Source organism: Methylocystis sp. ATCC 49242 (genome assembly GCF_000188155.2).
Classification (GTDB): Bacteria; Pseudomonadota; Alphaproteobacteria; order Rhizobiales; family Beijerinckiaceae; genus Methylocystis.
Window position 1 is genome coordinate 3,560,376 of record NZ_KE124774.1, and the last position, 19,809, is coordinate 3,580,184.

Below are 19,809 nucleotides of genomic sequence, written 5' to 3' on the forward strand. Positions count from 1 at the left end.
CATGCGTGTCGCCCTTCTCATCGTCCTCTCGCTGCTCTGGGCGCTTCCCACGCGAGCCGGCGACGCGCGCGTGACGATCCATTCTGCGCGGCCCTTCGGCTATTTCGTTGGCGATCTCATCCGCGCGCGCATCGAAATCACCACGTCGGCGGATGCGACTCTCGCTGCCGCTTCGCTGCCGCGCCCCGGTCCCCTCAGCGTTTCTTTGGATCTCAAGGCGGTCGAGATTCATGCGACGACGATCGGCGCCGAAAAGCGTTGGGACCTCGATCTCGTCTACCAGAATTTCTATGTCGCGCTCGATGCACGCAATATCGAAATCCCGGGTTTCGAACTGCATTTCGGGGACGAGACGGTCCTAATCCCCGCTTGGAGCGTCGGCGTCGCGCCCTTGCGCGAAATCGCTCCCGCGAAGCAGGATCGACCCGAAGATTATTTGCGTCCCGATTCGCCAACGGTCTTCGCCAATGAGACGCAACCCGAGCGCCTCGCGATCACCTTCGGAGCGCTTTCCATTTTCGTGCTTGGAGCCGTCGCACGGGATCGCGCTTGGCCGCCATTCCAGAGAAGACGCGAACGCATTTTCAATGCGCTCGCGCGGGAACTAGCCGCGAAGGCGCATGCTGGACACGACGCTCTCCCGGGAGCCATCCAGCGCATGCATCGAACAATCGATCGCGCCAATGGAGGAACGCTGCTCGGAGAAGACGTCAGCACATTTTTGGCGCGGCGACCCGAATTTGCGTCGTTGCAGTCTTCCTTCGACCGCTTCTTTGCCGCCTCGCGCGGCGAATTTTTCTCGGAGGGCAAGGCCGACACTTACGGATTTGCGGAATTGCTGGATTTCGCGAGAGCGCTCGCCCGGCAGGAACGCGCACTATGACGCTCCCCGGCTTCGATCATCCGGGACTGCTGTTACTTGCGCCAGTCGCCGTCGCGCCCTTGCTGCGATCCGCTTTGCGCAACTCCACAGTCCCGTCGCTTGATTGCGCCCCGGAAGATAGTCTTTCGGAAATCCTCGGCGTGACGCTCAAATTTCTCGGCGTGGCGGCTCTTCTTGCCAGTCTGTTGGGAGCGGCCGGGCCCTTCTTCCCCGGTGAGGAAGTCGAGCGTCTCGCCGAGGGCGCGCAGATCGTCATGCTGATCGATCGCAGCGGTAGCATGAACGAGACCTTCGCGGGGAGGAACCCGTCGGGTGGCGAGGAATCCAAGGCGGCGGCCGCCAAGCGCATCCTTAAGACCTTTGTCGACAGCCGCGGGCGCGATCTTGTCGGCGTAGCGGCCTTCTCGACGTCCCCCATGCTGGTGACGCCCCTTTCGGATCACATCGACGCGACCAAGGCGGCGATCGACGCCATGGATCGTCCGGGGCTCGACTACACCAATATTGCGCGCGGCCTCGCAATGGCGCTGTCGATGTTTCGCGCAAGCGACGCCGATCATTCGCGCGCAATTCTGCTCATCTCCGACGGCGCCGGCGTCATCGATCCAAAAATTCAGGACGATCTTCGCGCCGACTTCAGGAAGAACCGGGTAAATCTCTATTGGCTGTTTCTGCGAACCGAAGGAAGCCGTGGAATTTACGGAAGTTCAGAAGCTGAATCCGAGTCGCCGCAAGCGGCGCCGGAACGGCATCTCGACCTTTATTTCAAATCGCTTGGCGTGCCCTATCGCGCCTTCGAAGCGGAAGGGCCGAAGGCGACGGAGGATGCGCTTCGGCAGATCGACCGGCTCGAACGTAAGGCTATCCGCTATTTCGAGAAGCTGCCGCGCCGTGACCTTGGGGGCGCTTTCTTCGCCGCAGCGCTGTTTGCGGCCTGCCTGCTTATCTTCGCAAAGGTGGCGGAGGTCCGCCTCTCACCCTCGAGAGGCGCGTCATGATCGGGCGTCCGCGCAAAGCAATCCCCCATTTCTGGCGCACGCAGCGCTCCCTTCTTCTCGCCGCCACCGCATTCGGCTTGGCCCTTGCCGCGCTCTTCGAAGGCGTCGCGTGGCGGCGCGCGGTTGCGACGAATGACGCTATCGAGGCGCTTCGCGCCGGGCGGGACATTCCCATCGATATTGAGGCGCCACCCGAGGGGCTTTTCGCCCGCATCGCCTATCTGGCAAAGCGCGATCGTCTCGACCAGGCGCGCGGCTTCCTCGAAGCGTTGGATCGCCGCGGGAACGCCTCAATGCGTGCGCGCGCCCATTATCTTGTCGCGAATGCGCTACTTCGCACTGCGCTAGAGCATATCGAGAAATCCGAACTCGAACCCGCGGGGCCCTTCGTCAATCTCTCGAAACGCGAATATCGTCGTGCGCTCCAGCTCGATCCTGAATTTTGGGACGCGAAGTTCAACATGGACGTCGCGGCGCGGCTCGTGCGCGATTTCCCGGATTTCGAGAGAAAAAGCGGCGACGAACTCAGCGCGGACCCCAAGAAACTCTGGACCGACATTCCCGGCAAGCCGAAGGGCCTTCCGTGATGCGCCCCGACCTGCGTGATCCTCGCTTGATCCTGCTGGCCTTGGCAGCGGCTCTGCTCGTCACGACATTTGGCGCGCCCGCGGTGCAGGTGACGCGCCCGGGCTATGATCTGCTTGCGATCGTCGACATCACTGGAAGCATGAATGTTCGCGACTATGTCGCGGGCGGGAAGCCGATAAGCCGGCTGGAAAAGGTCAAGGCTGCCTTACGGAATTTGATTGTCGCGCTGCCTTGCCCCTCGCGCGTGGCGCTCGGCGTCTTCACCGAGCGGCGACCTTTTCTGCTCTTCGAGCCGATCGACGCCTGCGCCAACTTTTCTCCGCTGGAAGGGGCCGTCGAAGCGATCGACTGGCGCATGGCGTGGGAGGGCGACAGCCGGATTTCGGCGGGCCTGTTCCGCGCCGTGGATATGGCGCGTGAGCTGAAGACCGATCTCCTGTTCTTCACCGATGGCCAGGAAGCGCCGCCGCTACCCGCCTCGGGCGGTCCCGTGTTCGAGGGGAGAGCCGGCGAGACGCGTGGGCTGATTGTCGGTACGGGCGGCTATGAACTCTCGCCGATCCCGAAATTCGATGACAGAGGCCGTGAGGTCGGCTTTGTCGCAATCGACGAAGTGCCGCACGAAAGTCGCTTCGGACTCCCGCCCAAAGGCGCGGAGCAACGCGAAGGCTTCAACGCGCGTAACGCGCCCTTCGGCGCGACGGCCACAGTCGGCGTCGAGCATCTGTCCTCGGTGAAGGAGGAATACATCCGCATGCTCTCGGAAAAGACCGGCCTCGGATACTTCCATCTCGATGACAAGGCGAGCCTGCTCGACGCCTATCGCGCCGCTGGGACGGCGCGCGCCCGCGCTGCTGTGCTCGATATACGCCCCTATCTTGGCGGCTTGTCCGCCGCGTGCCTGTTCGGAGTCTTCTGCATCGCCCCGCTTTTGGAACGCCTTGCGCGTGAACGGCAAAGCAAGCGTTTCGCCTGGAAACATCAATGAGGGAGTATCAAATGAAAAAGGCGTTGTCGCTGATGGCCTTCCTGTTCGCTGCGCCGGCCCTGGCGCATGGGCCAACGCCCATCAAGGTCGACGAGACGATCGTCATTGCCGCCGACCCCAAGGCCGTGTGGGCGGTCGCGGGCAAATTCGACGGACTCGCCGTCTGGCATCCAGACGTCCAGTCGGTGAAGGCCACAGGCGGCGACGCCGCGGGCGCGGAGCGCGAGGTGACACTCAAGAAGGGCGGCGCGCTGAAGGAGGGTCTGGACGAATATGACGCTGCCGCGCACAAGCTCGCCTGGCGCATGTCCGACCCCAATCTCGACGCGATGCCTGCGAGTTCCTATTCGCTTTCCTTCTCTGTCGAACCGGCCGCAGGCGGCGGCAGTCAGGTGAAGTGGTACGGCCGTCTCTATCGCGGCGATACGAGCAACGAGCCGCCGGACAATCTCAATGACGATGCGGCGCGCACGGCGATGGCGGCCTATCTTCACAACGGGCTGGAGGGCCTGAAGAAGAAGATCGAAGGCAAGTAGCATGAGGCTGCTTCGCGTCTCGAAAGCCGGAGTTGCGCTCGTTGCGTGCTTCCTCTGCGTCGCTTGCGGCAAGGAGGAACGTGCGCATGAGACGAACGACGTGATCGAGACGCAGGACGAGAAAAGCAGCGCGATTTGGCTGCGCGCCAACGAGCATGTCGATCCTGCGCTTTGGCTCGCGAGCCGGGAAGCCGGCCGCGAGCTTGCGGAGAGCGATCCAGCCGTCGACAAGATGCGCGAGGCGATCGTGGCGGCGCGCGCGCATTTCCTCGAATCCCACCGCATGCTCGCCAACAGAACGGCGCAAATTGGCAAGATGCTCGCCGAGGACGGGCGAGCGGAGGATTACGCCGGCATCCTTTACGAACTCGCCGATATCGCGAAAGCCGCGGGGCAGACGCAGACCTATGGCGAGCTTTGCCAGCACTATTACAATCTGCGTCACAAAGGCGCGACACGGGAGGGGGCTTTAAGCGTGCTTGCCGAGCGCTACAAAACGCAAAAGCAATTCAGATAATGGAATGATCTAGACCAACCGCATCGCGACCTTGTTTTCGACGGCGATGCGCAAAAGATCGGCCTTCGACCTGGCGCCAAGCTTGCGCTTCAGCAGGACGCAGTTGTTCGCGACAGTCTTGTAGGAGATTTTCAGAATATACGCGATCTCAGCCATATCTTTGCCATTGGCGAGATTGCGGAGGATTTCTATTTCCCGGCTGTTGAGCGCGTCGAGTGGATTCCTGGTCAGGCTCTGATCTCCAAAGGCAAGCTTGAGCGCCAGATTGCCGGAGAGATAGCGTTCTCCGGCGCCGACGGATCGGATCGCCTTGATGAAGGCCTTGGGGTCCTCGCTCTTCGCCAGATAGCCTCGCGCGCCACGTTCGATCGCGCGCGCCGCGAAGACCGGATCGTCATTCATCGTGAAAACGATGATCTTTGCGTTGGAGTTTCGCTTCAACAGAAGGCGCAGCAGCTCGAAGCCGGAGACCCCGGGAAGGTTGATGTCGAGAACGATTACATCCGGCGCGAGCGAGGCGAATTTTTCGAGGGCCTCGTCGGCGTTGTGAGCTTCGGACACTTCGATGTCCTTCTGCCCCGAGAGCATGCCTCGGCAGCCTTCGATCACCATCGGATGGTCGTCGACGATAAGAACGCGCATGACGATTTTCTTGTTGTGGACCTCGATCTTTGTTGTGAAAAGCGTGCGCGGTGTCAATGATCTTGTGGCTTCGCAGCCATTCTTTCCCGGGCGGCAAACGATGATTTCTCTGAAAGCGGGGCTGAGCTGGCTGATTGGCATGGTTCTTCTCGCCACCCTGCTGATCAATCTCGGGATCCAATTGATGCACGCAGGGCCGCGCGTTCGCGCCGAGGCGGGAAGTAATCTCCGTCTTGCTCGGGAATTCGTCCTGACAACTATTGCAAGTCTTCCCAACGCCGGGAACCCAACGCCGACTCTGCGCAGACTTTATGCAAACCTCGGCAGCTTGCGCCACGTCGACATCAAGATACTCGATCGTGGAGAAGCCCCGCCGGCGCATTGGTCAGCGGGAGATCACGCCTCCGACGCCGATCCACCAATCTGGTTCGTCAAGCTGGTCGACGTGCCCCCGCCACGGGTCATCCTTGTGCCGATCCGCGTCCATGAAAGCGATTACGGCAACGTGGCGATCATTTCCAATCCACTCGACGAATTGGAGGAGATCTGGTCCGACATGACGTGGCTTGCGTCAATCAGCCTTGTTGTGACGCTCGCGATCATCGCTCTCGTGCTTCTCCTTGTCCGCTATTCCTTGACGCCTTTTGGCGCGTTGCAAGCCGGCCTCGCCGACCTCGAAGCGGGAAAAAGTGGGATCCGGATTGCCCCCCGCGGCGCGTCGGAGTTTCGCAGCATTTCAAACGCACTCAATTCGTTAGCGACGACGCTCGACCGCGTGCGACAGGAGAACCGCGATCTCGTCAATGAGCTCATCGAGATCCAGGACAGCGAGCGCAAGGAAATCGCGCAAGATCTTCACGATGAGGCGGGCCCCTGTCTCTTTTCAATCCGCGCGGCGGCGGCCTCGCTGCAAGAAGCAGTGGCGCATACGGCGCCAGATCCCGAAAGGCTGAGGCAGATCAGCACAATTGTGGACCGCGCCAGCGAAGCGCTTCAGTCTTTGTTTCGTGGCCTGTTGGAGCGCTTGCGGCCGAAGGGCCTGACAGAACTTGGGCTCGAATCGGCGCTTAAAAGTCTCTTTGCCTCTTGGTCGCTGGGTCATCCAGAGGTTGAATTGCGGCTGGTCTCGCCTCACGACTTATCATCGCTCGACGAAACGACCGCCCTGACTGCGTACAGGGTCATTCAGGAGAGCGTCACGAATATTTTTCGGCACGCCAAGGCGAATTGGGCTGAGGTCTCAGTGACGTTCGGGTGGGATTTGGTCTGCGACACGGGAGGGGGCGAAGTAGAAGAGGTTCCGACACTGACATTGGTCATCGAGGACAATGGGATCGGGATTGCAGAAGAGCATCGCTCGGGAATGGGCCTGCTCGGCATGCGAGAACGCGTGCGAGGGCTCGGCGGATCGATGAAGGTGGAGCGTCGCGCGGGAGACGGCACCAGGGTTATCGTTTCGCTCCCGATCCGAGATGAAGAGGAGTTGGGTGGCGATTAGCTCGACTCCGCCGTCAGTGGATGCATCGCTCGGGAATTTTTGGCATGCTCGCGAGGTAAATTTTCTGGCTGTGTTAGGCGCGGTCGATTGCTGCGTTGTCAAGTGGCGTCATCTGTGGCCTCGATTTAGGAGGAAATAGTCATGACTTGGTCGCGCCCGATGAGCGTTGAAGCGTGAGTCGGTATGGAAATCACACGCTACGAATCGTCTAAAGTCTTAGACGATATGAAAGCGTGCCGTTTCGCGGGCGGCGTGGCTTTGAGTCGCGTCGCGGTGATTCGACGAGGGCGCACGTCATTACTGGAATAATCCAGCTTGGGCGCCGCGTTCGTTGACCGACGCGATTTTGCTCCAGCGGTTCCGCGACCTTGGGAAAATTCTTCAGGCGCGCCCAGTTCCGCCAGCGCGGATTGTCGCGGCTCGGTGGCGTGCGGCGGTTTATTCGACGCTGCTTCATGCGGCCGCTCGTTCGTCTCTCTCTCTCTCTCTCTCTCTCTCTGTCAATCGTCGTCCTTCGTCCTGCCCGTGAGGCGCGCAACAGGAGCGCCAAGCCATTCGCGCCGGTCAACGATTCAAATTGCGCCGACAGCATCGCAAACGCCTGGCGCCGCTCGCTCAGATATTCGTGACGCTGATACACCCCGACAATGCCTCGAAAGCTGCCCGAGATGTGATTCAACCGCTTTTCGACGATATACACGCCGCCGCCAAGTGACTGCAAAGATTTCGCCGCCGTGCGGCGCAAATCGTGCGCCGTTCAATGCGCGAGCGGCGCATCTATCAATATCGTTTCGATTCAGCGTCGGGACAGCTCAGGTGTCTGGTGTCGCTTGTGAACAAGGCCGCGTTCTATCAGGTCGCAAACAGGGTCAACCTGACCTACGCGCCGCCGTTCAGGATCAAACTCACTCAGTGACGTCGCTCGCCGTCGTCGGCATGATCGGTAAGCTACTTTTCAGGTGACGGCGGCCGGCTCGCGGGCTTAGCCGCGCGGCCGTCGCCCGCCGGCTGGCTGCACATTGTCTGACGGACAGCGCGCAGTTTCTGCACGGCCTTCTCCACGAAGCTTTCGCCGCCGTCCATGACGAGCGACGGAACGCCGCCGCGCTGCGCCTTCGCCCGCGCCCATGAGAAGGCGAGACAGCGCGACCTGCTCCAGCCGTGCGACGCCATAAGGCGAAGCTGACGATGGGCGTCGGACATGATGGCGGCGCGATCGAATGCGCCGGCGGGCGTGAGAAGGGGACGGCGGGCGGCGAGGGACGCGCCGGGGGGAGGGACGGCTTTGGGCGTGGCCATGGTCAATCCTTTCGAGATTGATCGTCCGCCGAATGCGCGTCGCGAGGGGCTGTGAAGGGCTTCCGAAAATTCCGAGTGTTACGTCAGTGCATACATCAGCTCGGATTTACTTCGGATCAGCAGCCAAAAAACCAACCTAACTCGTTGATTTTGTTGGTGAGCGCGCTAGGGCTCGAACCCAGGACCCCCTGATTAAAAGTCAGCGTAAATCGGTTGAAATCATTGACGATTTTTCCCAACTGCGTCGAAAAATGGGTAATAAGAATCAATGCCTTATGGAAAGCTTTCCCAACTGACTTGAACGATTTGATCGTGCGTCGGGTTGCAGGGAAATGCGCTCCTCGGCGGGCATCCAGCCGCCGTCCGAACCAGGCATATGGCGACTGCGCGGAACGGCGACCGGGTCATGGACTGGCTTGCGGCCGTGAGCGATCTACGGCGTTGCGCGTTGTGAGGCTACAGTGAGGGGCGTTTTCCTGGCCGGTCCCGCCAAGCTCTGCCATTACGACCTTTATAGCGTAGCGTCGGGCGAGCATCGATCGCACTCTGCTGACCAGCACGTGTGTAGCCGCACAGGCGCGCCTGTCTCGCGTCGCTACCTTCCCTCCATCGAACGACGCAATTTCCTGGAGGGGACAATGATCAATCTTCGCAAATTCGTCGCCGGCGCAGCCCTGGCGATCATGATCGGCTCCACGATGGCCGCGACGCCCGCCGCCGCCAATGTCTCCCAGAGCCGAGCCACGGCCCCGGGCGGCGCTGTCGTCGAATTCGCGACGGACGTGGAGCCCGGCGCGATCGTCATCAGCGCCAGCCAGCGCCGGCTGTTCTATGTCGTCGGCAATGGCGTCGCCATCAGCTATCCTGTCGCCGTGCCGAAGCGCGGCAAGGACTGGTCGGGCGTCACCTCTATCAGCTCCAAGCACGTCAATCCGGACTGGACGCCCCCGGCGGCGGTGAAGGCCGACCATCCGGAACTGCCCGACCTCATTCCCGGCGGCGCGCCGAATAACCCGATGGGGACGCGCGCCATGCTGCTCGATCGCGGCGAGGTCGCCATCCACGGCACGACGAACAAGATGCGCGCCTCGATCGGAACGGCCGCCTCTTATGGCTGCATCCGCATGCGCAATGAAGACGTCGCGGATCTCTTCGACCGCGTGAGCGTCGGCGCGACGGTCATCATGCAGCCCTGAGGCGCATTTCGTCCGAGGAACCGACGCGCCGACCGTCCCCTCCTGACTTCTCCGGCGCGCAGTTCGAAGGCTGTCAGTGAAACGCTGGCGGCCTTCGTCATTATCGGCAGACCGTCTTTTCATGCCGGACGCGCAAATCTGAGCGGCGATTCCTGCATGAAGGGTGAAATCGCTTACGACGATCGCCTGCCTGCAACACGGGTCGGAAAACTCGGCCTGACTACGGTCTTAATTCTCGTGATCGTCATCCCAGTCATCCCCGTCCTGCTGTTCATCACCGCAAGGGGCGATGGGCATGAATGTGGACCCGCGGCCGGAAAACCGACGGCGGCTTCTCGGCGCTCCGCATCTGTGAACCGCTGGACTTGAAGCATAGCGTCGACTTCGAGCTCACGCCGTCGCACTCCACCCTTACGCGTCATGACTACCCAATATTCCGCCATGGGCAGGTTAAAGCCCCCAATGGGGCGAGGAAGAACTTTTCCCTCGGGGGAATCCGTAGCCACGTCGACTTTCGTTTGGCGCGAAGTCCTAGAAAACGCGTCGAATGCTGATGGGGATGCAGCCGGGGAACATGGCTCCGTCGCCGTCCTGCCCTACCGCCATGGATTTTTTGTCCGCGCAGGCCCTGAGGGCGACGCCGCTGCTGATTCAACACCGTGGACGCGAGTTATCATTTGATTAGGATGAATGTCGACATCGGGTGATTTTCGTCGCTTGTCACGAACCAGACAAGCGGTCTCCTATCAAAACCGCTCGTATCCGGCGGCGGCGAAGAACCTAGAGGGTGTTATGTACTTTGGTGATTGATTGTCTTAGTAGAATCGGATGTCTCCGATTCGCAAACCTTATCCGTCTGACGTCAGCGACGAAGAATGGTCGCTGGTTGCGCCTTATCTGACGCTCATGGACGAAGGCGCGCCGCAGCGTCAACATTCGCTGCGCGAGCTGTTCAACGGCCTGCGTTACGTGCTGCGCTACGGCATCGCCTGGCGCGCCATGCCCAACGATCTGCCGCCATGGTTCGCCGTGTATCAGCAATCGCAGCGCTGGCTGTCGGCGGGCGTGTTCGAGGCGCTTGCGCAGGATCTGCGCGCCCAGTTGCGCGTCGCTTCCGGGCGGGCGGCGGAGCCGACGGCGGCGATCATCGACAGCCGCACCTTGCGCTCGACCCCTGAGAGCGGCCCACGAGCGGGCTATGACGGCGCGAAGCGAAAGCGCGGCTCGAAGCTGCACATGGCAGTCGACACATTGGGCCATTTGCTGGCGTTGCATGTCACGCCGGCGAATGTCGATGACCGCGCCGAGGTCGGCAAGCTCATCGCAGCCGTGCAGGATGTGACAGGCGAAAGCGTCGAACTCGTTTATGTCGATCAGGGCTACACCGGCGAAAAGGCGTCCGAGGCCGCAAAGGCGCAGGGCGCCGAGCTTTGCGTCGTCAAACTCGCCGAGGCCAAAAAAGGCTTCGTGTTGCTGCCCAAGCGCTGGGTGGTCGAGCGTTCATTCGCCTGGGCGACGCGATGCAGGCGGCTCGTCAAAGACTACGAGCGCTATGCTCAGACCCTCGCAGGACTCCACGTCGTCGCCTTCGCATGTCTCATGCTCAAGCGCGCAGCAGATTTCATGATCCAAGGTGCATAACACCCTCTAGCGCAATCTTGGGGAAAGAACTCTTCGATCAGGTCGCCAATCCTGTCCCAAAGAGCGTCGACACTATGCTCGGCGACTTTGCGTAACCGCGCCCCGAGTTTCGAGAAGAGCTTCTAGAATGGATTGAGGTCGGGACAATAGCGCTCCCGCGTCCCGCTACCTCAAGACCGAATTTCTCATCGGCAGGTTCAAGCGTTTCAGATGATTCATTCCATGCTGCAATGGGTGACCTCGTGCGCACCTCATCATTGCGCGGCCAACCGAAGCGAAAGTCCGAGGTTCAGAACGAACGCCGCCGCGGCGAGTCCTGCGCCAAGGGGTATCTCCTGCTCCAGCGCGCAGAAGACGAGCGAGGGGATGACGAGCCATATGAATATGAAGTCGAAGAGCATCGGCCCGCCGCGCGGGCCGCTCGTAACGCCGAGCCAGAAGAGCAACTCGGCCAACGCGGTCGCCAGAACGATGGCGCGGACGAGGGGCGGGGTCGGTCGATGCGACATGTCGAATGCCTCCCGCGACAGCGCCGCCCCTGATTTCACTGTTGCTGCATACCCTCGAAGATCGCGCCGTCCGCGAAGAATTTCCTCTGCGCTGACGGCCTGAGGAAACAGGCGAGGACGACTATTTCGCGGATGCCGAAGCCTTTTCTCATTTCTAACGTTCCCTGCGTATCGTGAGCGCCCGTCGGAAGAAGGACGCGCCTCCACGACTGGGCTAGATTCCGCCGCCGTCGAAAAAGGCTTCCGTGCGCGCCTTGGCCTGCGTGACGTTGCTTCCCGGCGGCACGCTGTGGGTGAGCCACACATTGCCGCCGATCGAGGAGCCGCGGCCGATGGTGATGCGGCCGAGCACGGTGGCGCCGGCGTAGATCGTGACCTCGTCCTCGATGATCGGATGCCGCGCGCCGCCCTTGGCCAAGGCGCCGTTCTCGTCGATCTCGAAGCGCTTCGCGCCCAATGTGACGGCCTGGTAGAGCCGGACGCGCCGCCCAATGACGGCTGTCTCGCCGATGACGACGCCCGTGCCGTGATCGATGAAAAAGCCTTCCCCGATCTCCGCGCCGGGATGGATGTCGATGCCCGTCTCAGAATGCGCGGATTCGGCAATGATGCGCGCGAGGAGAGGAACGCCGAGGCGGTAGAGCAGATGCGCGAGGCGGTGCCGGATGATCGCTGCGACGCCGGGATAGCAGAAGACGATCTCGTCATAGCTTTTCGCGGCAGGATCGCCTTCGAAGGCCGCGCGAATATCCGTGTCGAGCAGCGCCCGTATTCCCGGCAGGCTTTCGATGAAGACATGGGTGATCTGGGCGCTGCGCTTCTCCGGATCGTTATCGAGGCCGTCGGGCAAAAGCAAAAGCTCCCGGAGCGCCTGCTCGCGCAGCAGTCGGGAGGTCGCCTCCAGCGACTTCGTCAGGAAAAGGTCGAGATCTTCGGCCCTCAGCCCGGGCGGGCCGAAATGTCGGGGATACAGAACGGCGACGAGCCGGCTGATGATTTCCGTCGCCGCTTCGCGCGAGGGTAGTTCGGGCAGGCGGCCTGCGCCATATTTGTGTTTCTGGAAGCTCGCGCGGATCTTTCCAAGTTCGGCGACGACGCCGTTGATATCGAGCGCGCGGCCGGCGGTCGGCGGCAGTTCGAGCAGTTGGGTCACGCTTGGCCTCTTCCTGTCATCCATTCGTTGGACTGCCTGAGTCCGTCGCTGGTTCGAAGGCCGCGGGGTCATCGGCAAGCCCGCGGCCTTCTGTTGCGCTCGGCCCGCCGCCTGGGGTCTAGATCGCGCGCGCCTGTCCGCTCTGCAGCCGCAGCAGGGCGGCTGCGAGCGCGTCGACGTCGACGCAGGTGTTGTAGAAGGCGAGCGACGGGCGCACCGTCGCCTCGAGACCGTAGCGACGCAGGATTGGCTGCGCGCAGTGATGTCCCGCGCGCACGGCGATTCCCTCGCGGTCGAGCGCCTTGCCGACGTCGCCCGGCTCATGGCCCTGAAGCACGAAGGACAGCACCGAGGCTTTCTCGGGCGCCGTGCCGATCAGGGTCAGGCCCGGCACCGCGCGCAGCTTCTCGGTCGCGTAGACGAGCAGCTCATGCTCGTAGCGCGCGATGACCTCCATGCCGATCGACTCGACATAGTCGATCGCGGCGCCGAGCCCGACGGCGTCGGCGATATTGCCGGTGCCGGCCTCGAAACGCTCCGGCGGGCCCTGATAGACCGTGCGCTCGAAGGTCACGTCGGCGATCATGTTGCCGCCGCCCTGCCACGGCGGCATGTGCTCCAGAACTTCCTTCTTGCCGTAGACAACGCCAATGCCTGTCGGCCCGAAAACCTTGTGGCCGGAGAAGACGAAGAAGTCGCAGTCGATGGACAGCACGTCTACCGGCATGTGCGAAACCGATTGAGCGCCGTCGATCAATACGCGCGCGCCGTGGCGATGCGCGATGGCCGTGATCTCGCGCGCCGGCGTCACCGTGCCGAGCGCGTTGGAGACATGCGTCACCGCGACGATGCGCGTTCGCAGATTGATGAGCTTCTCATATTCTTCGAGAATGATCTGGCCGCGGTCGTCCACCGGCGCCACGCGCAGCCGCGCGCCCATCTCCGCGCAGAGCTGCTGCCAGGGCACGATATTGGCGTGATGCTCCAGCCAAGAGACGACGATCTCGTCTCCCTCCGTCACATTGCGGCGGCCCCAGGCCTGCGCGACGAGATTGATCCCTTCCGTCGCGCCGCGCACGAAAATTATGTTTTCTGCGTCGGGGGCCTTCAGAAAGCGACGCACCTTCTCGCGCGCGGCCTCATAGGCATCGGTCGCGCGCGCGGCGAGCGCGTGAGCGGCGCGATGGATGTTGGAGTTTTCATATTCGTAGAAATGCGTCAGCCGGTCGATGACCGACTGCGGCTTCTGCGTCGTCGCGGCGTTGTCGAGCCAGACGAGCGGCTTGCCGTGCACCTGCTGCTGAAGGATAGGGAAGTCGCGCTTGACGCGATAAGGGTCGAAGATCTGCGGCGCCGGCTCGACGCTCGCGAGCTGCGGCGCATATGACGGCGCCCGCTCGTTTGGCTGCGCGGGAAGAGTCCCGGCCGCGCCCTGATGTCCGCCCTCGTGAGCGGCGAAATAGAGCGCGTCGCTGGCGGCGGGGCCGGCCGCGCCAGGCGCCGCATAGCGATCCGCGCCGCCGGGGAATTGCACGCCGCCGGGAATGACGGGCGTCGCGAGCGACGCCGAGTCGGACAGGCGATGCGGATCGGCCGCGGAGGGACCGGGGAGAATGAAGCTTTCCGGCGACTCGCCGGGGAGGGGAGAAGGGCTGGCGCCGGGGATAGCGCCAGGAGAGGCCGACAGCGTCGGGGCGTCCGGTTCGAACGGCGCGAGGGCGGGCGTCTGCGCCGGATAGGCGGCCGCGGGCGCCTCGAAACCTTGCGCCGGCGCGCGCTCGTGCAGGAAATAGAGATTGTTGTTGTGCGCCGGGACGCTCCCGCCGGGGAGGGAGCCGACGTCGGAAACGACGCCAGGCGCGTCGGCGTGACCGCGCGGCGCGAGCGACAGCTCGTCCGCCAGCAGGCGCGGCAGGAGGCTGTAGTCGATCTCCGCCGGCGTCGCCGCGCCGCCCAGCGAAGCGCCGGGCTGCGGAATATTCTCGAATCCCAGCGGATGGGTCGAGGATTGCAGTCCCGACGGCGCGGATGGCGCCGGGATATTCGGCGTCGGAACGACAGACGGGATCGTCGTTTGCGGCACATCCGGCGGGCCATAGGGCGGCCGCGCGGGAACGACGGGCGCCGCCGTGGTGACGACGGAAGGCGCCGGCGCGTCCGGCAGGTTCGGGGTCGCCGCGGGAGGCGCGAAGGGAAGCGGCGCGGCGAAGGACTGACCGGGCGGCGCATGGAAGAAGGCGTTGGCGAGACGCGCGATCATGTCTGGATCGAGAAGCAGCGGCGCGGCTTCCGGGACGACTGGACCCTCGATAGGCAGGTCGGCGACGGAGCCGTGGGACGATTGGGCGGCGGGGGCGGGCGCCATGATCGCGTGTTCCTTTTTCGGTCGCGGACCGGCGGCGCGTGGCCGCCGGCCCTGAAATCGCTGGTCAGAAGGGTAAGCGCCGGTCAGACATATTTGTCGTCGTAGCGGTGGTATTTGCCGACATCGACATCCTCGAGCACGCCGAGGGCGTCATGTGTCAGCACAGCGGCCGAGCAGTAGAGCGAAATGAGATAGGAGCCGATCGCCTTGCGGTTGATGCCCATGAACCGAACCGAAAGGCTCGGCGCCACCTCGCCCGGCACGCCCGGCTGGAACAGGCCGATGACGCCCTGTTTCTTCTCGCCCGTGCGCAGCAAGAGGATGTTGGTTTTGCCGTTCTCGTCGACATAGAGCTTGTCGCTCGGCACCAATGGCAGGCCGCGCCAGGTGAGGAAGGGCGAGCCGAACAGCGTCACCGTCGGCGGCGGCACGCCGCGGCGGGTGCATTCGCGCCCGAAGGCCGCGATGGCGCGCGGATGCGCAAGGAAGAAAGCCGGCTCTTTCCAGACCTTCGAAATCAGCTCGTCGAGATCGTCCGGCGTCGGCGCGCCGCCGCGCGTCCTGATCTTCATCGAGGGAGCGGCGTTGGCGAGGAAGCCATATTCCGCATTGTTGATCAGCTCGGCCTCCTGCTTCTCCTTCACCTTCTCGGTGAGGAGGCGCACCTGCTCCTGAATCTGGTCGTAGGGGTGGTTGTAGAGGTCCGATACACGCGTCTGCACGTCGAGCACCGTCGTCACCGCATTCATCGAATATTCGCGCGGCGCGTCCTCGTAATCGACGAAGGTCTCGGGCAGGTCCGCGTCGCGGTCGCGCGCCGGGCTGCACTGCACGTCGGCGTCGGTGAGGGCGGAGGCCTCCTTGACCCGGTTGAGGCGATAGATGCCCGCCTCGACCGGCACCCACGGCAGGAAGGACACGAGCCAGCGTGGGGTTATCCCCGACCACTGCGGCCGGGTCTTGGTGGCGTTCGCCAGCTGTCGGGCAGCCGATTCGCTGAGCGTTCGCCGGAATTCGGGTTCTGTCGTCATACTGATTTCCTCAAGGGCGACATCTAGTTTATCTTTTTAATAGACTTTATAAACCAGATCGGCTTTTTCCTGTCAATGCGCGAAGGACGCTGCCTTCGGGAATTCACACGATCAGGGGGATCACGAGTGGCGCGACGCGCCGGGGCGCTTGTCGTCCGGCCGGCGCTATTGCGAGCGCGACGCGCGTTTTATGGCGGCAAGATCCATGAGAAGATGTTTCGTCGCGGGAGTGACGATCGCGATGAAATAGCTCTCCCGCAGCCGCCTGCTGTAGACCGAACCCTTGATATAGGCGCGGGCGCCCGCATGCAGCATCAGCGCTTCGCTCGCCGCGAGCGCAAGGCTTGATCCTGCGAGCCGCGCGCGAAGCACCCGCTCGACATATTCCCCGTCTTCCTCGAAAGGCGTATCCGCCAGCAGCATGACCTCATGCTCCAGCTCCTCGAGCCGATCCTCGATTTCGACGGGGCCAACCGACAGGTAGGCGTTGAGCAGCTGGCTGCGCGCGGTTAATTCGCGCATGAGGCGCGCGCAATTTCGCGCCAGCCCAACCGCCATCCCCGTTTGAAGCAGGATGAAGCCCGCCCTGATGCGTTTGGCAAAATCAGGCAGCGATTCCGAAAGGACGAAGTCGTCCGGCACGAACGCGTCCTTGAAGGCGACGGCGCGCGTCGCCGTGCCTTCGAGCGCGATAAACGCCGCGCCCTTGCGGCCAAACACGCCATTGACGCCGAGCTGCGCGAGGGCAGCGATTCTGCGCGCGCCCTGCGCGTCGGCGTCGAAACAGACGCCGAAATAATGGCCGTCCTCGATGTTGGACACCCAGGGCAACAGGCCGTTGACGCGATAGCCGCCCGCGACTCTTTCGCCGCGCAGTTTCATCGTTTCTATGCCGGACAAGGTCTTCATCGGATTGGAAAGACCCGTTCCGCCGATGACGGCGCCGCGAGCGGCGGCCGCCTGCAATGTCTCCCGCAGCGAGGAATTTTCCGTGTTCTGCAAATACCAGCCGAACGCGTCATGGCACCATGTGCAGAAGGCCGTCGAGAGGCATTCCTCCGCGACGATGCTCATGGCGCGAATGGCCAGGCCGACGTCGACGGCGTCGCTTTCGCCAAAACCGGAATGATGCTGCGAGAATGCGCCGGCCTCGCCAAGTTTTTTCAGCACGTTCAAAGGATAGAAGCCCTTTTCGTCTATCCACGGGACGACGGGGCGAAGATCCCTCTCGGCGATTTCACGAATGCGTTCGAGCGCACCTTTCTCTGGCGGCGCGATGGGCCGCAACGACGTTGCCACGAGGTTCATTGCTATGCTCCGCTATTTTCCGCGCTCGCCACGACGAGCGTGACCGGCTTGGCGATGGTGTTGGCGACGGGCGACCATCTCTTCGCATGAGCGATCAGCGCATCGAGTGTTTCGCGCGGCGCGTCCGCGTCGAGTTCGACGGTGACGCGGATCGCATCGAAGCCAACGGGCTTGGGCGAGATGTCGCCGGTTCCCCATACCGATGTGATGTTGATGTCGGCCTCGAGATTGAGGGCGAGCGAATGGATCACAATATTCTGCGCGACCGCATTGGCGTGTATGCCGACAGCGAGACAGGAGCCGAGCGCGGCGAGCAGAGCCTCTGATGGATTGGGCGCCGTGTCGTCGCCGAGCAAAACCGGAGGCTCGTCGACGACATGTGGCGGCAAGTTGCGAATGAAATTGAGGTGGCGGAAGCGGCCTTCCGCGATTGTGCGGCATTTGACCGTCTTGATCGCAGCGGGATTCTTTTTACCGGAAGCAATGAGCGCGTCCAGCCCCTCCTTGCTGATGGGCGCGAGGCACGAAGTCAAAACCGGGGCGTCTGTGGGCATGTCCAATCTATCCTTGGTTTCTGCGTTAGTCATGATGCGTCCAGGAGACGCGCGAGATCATCGCGAGAAGGACGCTGTCGAGAAGAAATCCGATCACGCCTATGATGACGACGGTCGCGGCGAGACGGTCGTATTCGAGCGTGTCGCGCGCATCGTTGATCGCATAGCCGAGGCCGCTCGTGACGCCGAGATATTCCGCCGGGACGAGAACGATCCATGCGACGCCGAGCGCGAGGCGCACGCCGGTCAGCATGTCCTGCGCCGTCGCGGGGACAATGACAGCGGACAGAATCCGCCAATTGCTGGCCCCGAGATTGTGAGCGAGGCGGAACCAGTCGGGGTCCAGCTTCTTCAACCCATGCGCGGTCGAGAAGATGATCGGCCATATTGACGCGGCGACGATGAGAAAGACGATGGCGCCGTTCCATGTCGGAAAGACGAGGATCGCGATCGGCATCCACGCCAGCGGACTCACCATTCTGAGCAATTGAAACGGCAGATGCGTCGCTCTGCGAAAGACCTCTTTCCGTCCAACGAGCACGCCGATCGGGACGCCCATACAGATCGCAATGGCGAGCCCGCCGGAAATGCGCGCGAGACTCGGCAGGCAGGCGGCAAGCGCCGCCCCGTCGAGAATCATCGAGAAGAGGCGCCGCAATGTGGGGACGGGCGCAAATCCCGCAAATGCCGCTGTGGCCGGATTCCTCTCGATGAGCCATCCACAAACGATCCAGACGCCGAGGAGCAGCGCGAGGCCGCTCAAGTCGATCAGGATGTTTTTGACGCGCTTCTTCATCGTGGGAAAGCGCGCCGCAATATTCGGGCTGCGGACCCGCACGATCGTCAGAGCCTCGGTCATACCGAAAGAATCTCCTTGCGATCGTATGGATCTGCGCCGCTGACGCTCCGGTCGCGCCTCCACTCCGGATGGCGTTCGATGGCCTTTTTCACGAAAGTGTAATCCACGAGATCCTTTGCGACGAAGTCGGGATCGAGCTTGTCGAGAAAAGCGCGGTCACCCTCGAGCTTCGTTTCCTTGAGCAGCGAAACGATGAGTCGGGTCGCGGAAGGATAGGGCCAGGGCTGGAAGTCGATCCTGCCGTTGCGCCAGTCGGCGTGGCGGATAACGCCGCTGTTCCTGTAGGAAGGATCGTCGGAGTAGGCTGTCATGGCCCTTTGCACGACATTCGCCGGAACCGGCAGATAGCCCGCGCCGTCGCGCGACAGAAGCTGCGCGACCTCTTCCTTGTGCTGCGAGGAATAGACTTCCGCGCGCACGATGGCGTTGAGGACTTTCTGCGCCCATTCCGGCTTCTTCTCGATGAGCGGCTGCAGCATCGAGACAACGCAGCACGGATGATTCTTCCAGATGTCGCCGGTGAAGCGCAGCACGCGTCCGCCAGCGTTGAGTTCGCCCAATGCGTCGAAAGGCTCGGCGACGATGTAGCCGTCGATCTTTTTGGCCGCGAGCGCCGGCGGCATGTCCGGCGGCTGCAGGATTTGCAGATTGACTTCCTTCGCGCCGAGCGGCGCGCCCTGCTGCTTGATGACCGGCGTCAGCCCGCTCTTCCGCAGCGCATATTGCAGCACGATATTATGCATCGAATACCAGAAGGGAACGGCGAGCTGCTTTCCGCCGAGGTCGGAGAATGTCCTTATCTCGCTGTCGCCCTGAACGACGAGCGCCGACCCGTTGGTGTGCGCCCAAGCGACGATCCTGACGGGGACATTGTTATTGTAACGCAGCCAGAGCGCCGTCGGTTTCAGCAGATGCACGAGATTGAATTTGCCGGCGGAAAAGCCCTCGATAAGGGGCGCCCAACCGCGAATGAGCGTGGGCTTTGCGACCTTCAGTCCCTCCTCGTCGAAATATCCTTTGGCGTGCGCGACCAGCAGGGGCGTCGCGTCGGTGATCGGCAGATAGCCGATGCGCACGACGTCATCGTCGACTTCTTCAGCCCATGATTTCCTTGGCGTCGCGGCGAGCAGGGCCGCCATTCCGCCCATGGCGAGCTGGTCGAGAACATGCCGGCGCGAAACGCTCGCGGCGCCCGCGTAACTCACTCCATAATCATCGCAAAGCTTGCACATGTCGCTTCTTTC

General features: G+C 62.6%; 21 protein-coding genes. 10 read left to right on the forward strand and 11 right to left on the reverse strand.

Annotation, left to right across the window (positions count from 1 at the left end):
* Position 1: 1 nt before the first annotated feature.
* From MET49242_RS19555 to MET49242_RS19580, 6 genes are read left to right on the forward strand one after another with little or no spacing between them, the layout of a single operon-like run.
* Positions 2–883, forward strand: a complete 882-nt coding sequence (locus MET49242_RS19555) for a hypothetical protein (RefSeq protein ID WP_036285496.1) — start codon at positions 2–4, stop codon at positions 881–883.
* The gene (locus MET49242_RS19560; protein WP_036285498.1) at positions 880–1,881 is read left to right on the forward strand and encodes a vWA domain-containing protein; all 1,002 of its coding nucleotides are present in this window, start codon (positions 880–882) and stop codon (positions 1,879–1,881) included. The genes MET49242_RS19555 and MET49242_RS19560 overlap by 4 nt, the downstream gene beginning before the upstream one ends.
* Positions 1,878–2,468, forward strand: a complete 591-nt coding sequence (locus tag MET49242_RS19565) for an MxaK protein (protein ID WP_036285500.1) — start codon at positions 1,878–1,880, stop codon at positions 2,466–2,468. Before MET49242_RS19560 ends, MET49242_RS19565 begins: the two co-directional genes overlap by 4 nt.
* On the forward strand, positions 2,468–3,457 hold the full coding sequence (locus tag MET49242_RS19570; RefSeq protein ID WP_036285502.1) for a vWA domain-containing protein: 990 nt from the start codon (positions 2,468–2,470) through the stop codon (positions 3,455–3,457). The genes MET49242_RS19565 and MET49242_RS19570 overlap by 1 nt, the downstream gene beginning before the upstream one ends.
* 11 nt (positions 3,458–3,468) lie before the next feature.
* Positions 3,469–3,993 carry an SRPBCC family protein gene (locus MET49242_RS19575; protein WP_036285504.1) on the forward strand — a complete coding sequence of 175 codons (525 nt, stop codon included), beginning with the start codon at positions 3,469–3,471 and terminating at the stop codon, positions 3,991–3,993.
* Between the two features lies 1 nt (position 3,994).
* Positions 3,995–4,510 carry a hypothetical protein gene (locus MET49242_RS19580; protein ID WP_036285507.1) on the forward strand — a complete coding sequence of 172 codons (516 nt, stop codon included), beginning with the start codon at positions 3,995–3,997 and terminating at the stop codon, positions 4,508–4,510.
* A gap of 9 nt (positions 4,511–4,519) precedes the next feature.
* Here MET49242_RS19580 and MET49242_RS19585 read toward each other — a convergent pair whose 3' ends face one another.
* Positions 4,520–5,152 (reverse strand): response regulator transcription factor, encoded by a 633-nt coding sequence (locus MET49242_RS19585; RefSeq protein WP_036285509.1) that lies wholly within the window; start codon positions 5,150–5,152, stop codon positions 4,520–4,522.
* Between MET49242_RS19585 and MET49242_RS19590 the strand changes: the two genes are divergently transcribed.
* Positions 5,151–6,650, forward strand: coding sequence for an ATP-binding protein (locus tag MET49242_RS19590; protein WP_244430856.1), 1,500 nt, complete (start codon positions 5,151–5,153; stop codon positions 6,648–6,650). The genes MET49242_RS19585 and MET49242_RS19590 overlap by 2 nt on opposite strands.
* A 208-nt stretch (positions 6,651–6,858) precedes the next feature.
* Here the strand turns inward: MET49242_RS19590 and MET49242_RS25255 are convergent, their stop codons facing one another.
* Positions 6,859–7,350: a hypothetical protein gene (locus tag MET49242_RS25255; RefSeq protein WP_144259708.1), complete on the reverse strand. Its 492-nt coding sequence runs from the start codon at positions 7,348–7,350 to the stop codon at positions 6,859–6,861.
* A 248-nt stretch (positions 7,351–7,598) separates the two neighbouring features.
* A complete protein-coding gene (locus MET49242_RS19600; RefSeq protein ID WP_036285513.1) occupies positions 7,599–7,949 on the reverse strand; it encodes a hypothetical protein in 351 nt (116 codons plus the stop codon).
* A 638-nt stretch (positions 7,950–8,587) separates the two neighbouring features.
* Between MET49242_RS19600 and MET49242_RS19605 the strand changes: the two genes are divergently transcribed.
* From MET49242_RS19605 to MET49242_RS19610, 3 genes are all read left to right on the forward strand, one after another.
* The gene (locus tag MET49242_RS19605; RefSeq protein ID WP_036285515.1) at positions 8,588–9,145 is read left to right on the forward strand and encodes a L,D-transpeptidase; all 558 of its coding nucleotides are present in this window, start codon (positions 8,588–8,590) and stop codon (positions 9,143–9,145) included.
* Between the two features lie 156 nt (positions 9,146–9,301).
* Positions 9,302–9,514: a hypothetical protein gene (locus tag MET49242_RS25260; RefSeq protein ID WP_144259709.1), complete on the forward strand. Its 213-nt coding sequence runs from the start codon at positions 9,302–9,304 to the stop codon at positions 9,512–9,514.
* Positions 9,515–9,973: 459 nt separating this feature from the next.
* Positions 9,974–10,786, forward strand: coding sequence for an IS5 family transposase (locus MET49242_RS19610; protein WP_036279258.1), 813 nt, complete (start codon positions 9,974–9,976; stop codon positions 10,784–10,786).
* Between the two features lie 254 nt (positions 10,787–11,040).
* Here MET49242_RS19610 and MET49242_RS19615 read toward each other — a convergent pair whose 3' ends face one another.
* The 8 genes from MET49242_RS19615 to MET49242_RS19650 form a co-directional block, all read right to left on the reverse strand.
* Positions 11,041–11,295, reverse strand: a complete 255-nt coding sequence (locus MET49242_RS19615; protein WP_144259710.1) for a hypothetical protein — start codon at positions 11,293–11,295, stop codon at positions 11,041–11,043.
* A gap of 214 nt (positions 11,296–11,509) precedes the next feature.
* The gene (gene epsC, locus MET49242_RS19620; RefSeq protein WP_051134555.1) at positions 11,510–12,448 is read right to left on the reverse strand and encodes a serine O-acetyltransferase EpsC; all 939 of its coding nucleotides are present in this window, start codon (positions 12,446–12,448) and stop codon (positions 11,510–11,512) included.
* A 118-nt stretch (positions 12,449–12,566) separates the two neighbouring features.
* Positions 12,567–14,813 carry a family 2A encapsulin nanocompartment cargo protein cysteine desulfurase gene (locus MET49242_RS19625; protein WP_084679231.1) on the reverse strand — a complete coding sequence of 749 codons (2,247 nt, stop codon included), beginning with the start codon at positions 14,811–14,813 and terminating at the stop codon, positions 12,567–12,569.
* Between the two features lie 83 nt (positions 14,814–14,896).
* On the reverse strand, positions 14,897–15,844 hold the full coding sequence (locus MET49242_RS19630) for a family 2A encapsulin nanocompartment shell protein (protein WP_036285521.1): 948 nt from the start codon (positions 15,842–15,844) through the stop codon (positions 14,897–14,899).
* A 165-nt stretch (positions 15,845–16,009) separates the two neighbouring features.
* Positions 16,010–17,152 (reverse strand): acyl-CoA dehydrogenase family protein, encoded by a 1,143-nt coding sequence (locus MET49242_RS19635; protein ID WP_144259711.1) that lies wholly within the window; start codon positions 17,150–17,152, stop codon positions 16,010–16,012.
* A 2-nt stretch (positions 17,153–17,154) separates the two neighbouring features.
* Positions 17,155–17,706, reverse strand: coding sequence for an OsmC family protein (locus tag MET49242_RS19640; protein ID WP_036285523.1), 552 nt, complete (start codon positions 17,704–17,706; stop codon positions 17,155–17,157).
* Positions 17,707–17,731: 25 nt separating this feature from the next.
* Positions 17,732–18,565 (reverse strand): ABC transporter permease subunit, encoded by an 834-nt coding sequence (locus MET49242_RS19645; RefSeq protein WP_036285525.1) that lies wholly within the window; start codon positions 18,563–18,565, stop codon positions 17,732–17,734.
* Positions 18,562–19,797 carry an ABC transporter substrate-binding protein gene (locus MET49242_RS19650; protein WP_036285527.1) on the reverse strand — a complete coding sequence of 412 codons (1,236 nt, stop codon included), beginning with the start codon at positions 19,795–19,797 and terminating at the stop codon, positions 18,562–18,564. Before MET49242_RS19650 ends, MET49242_RS19645 begins: the two co-directional genes overlap by 4 nt.
* Positions 19,798–19,809 lie beyond the last annotated feature (12 nt).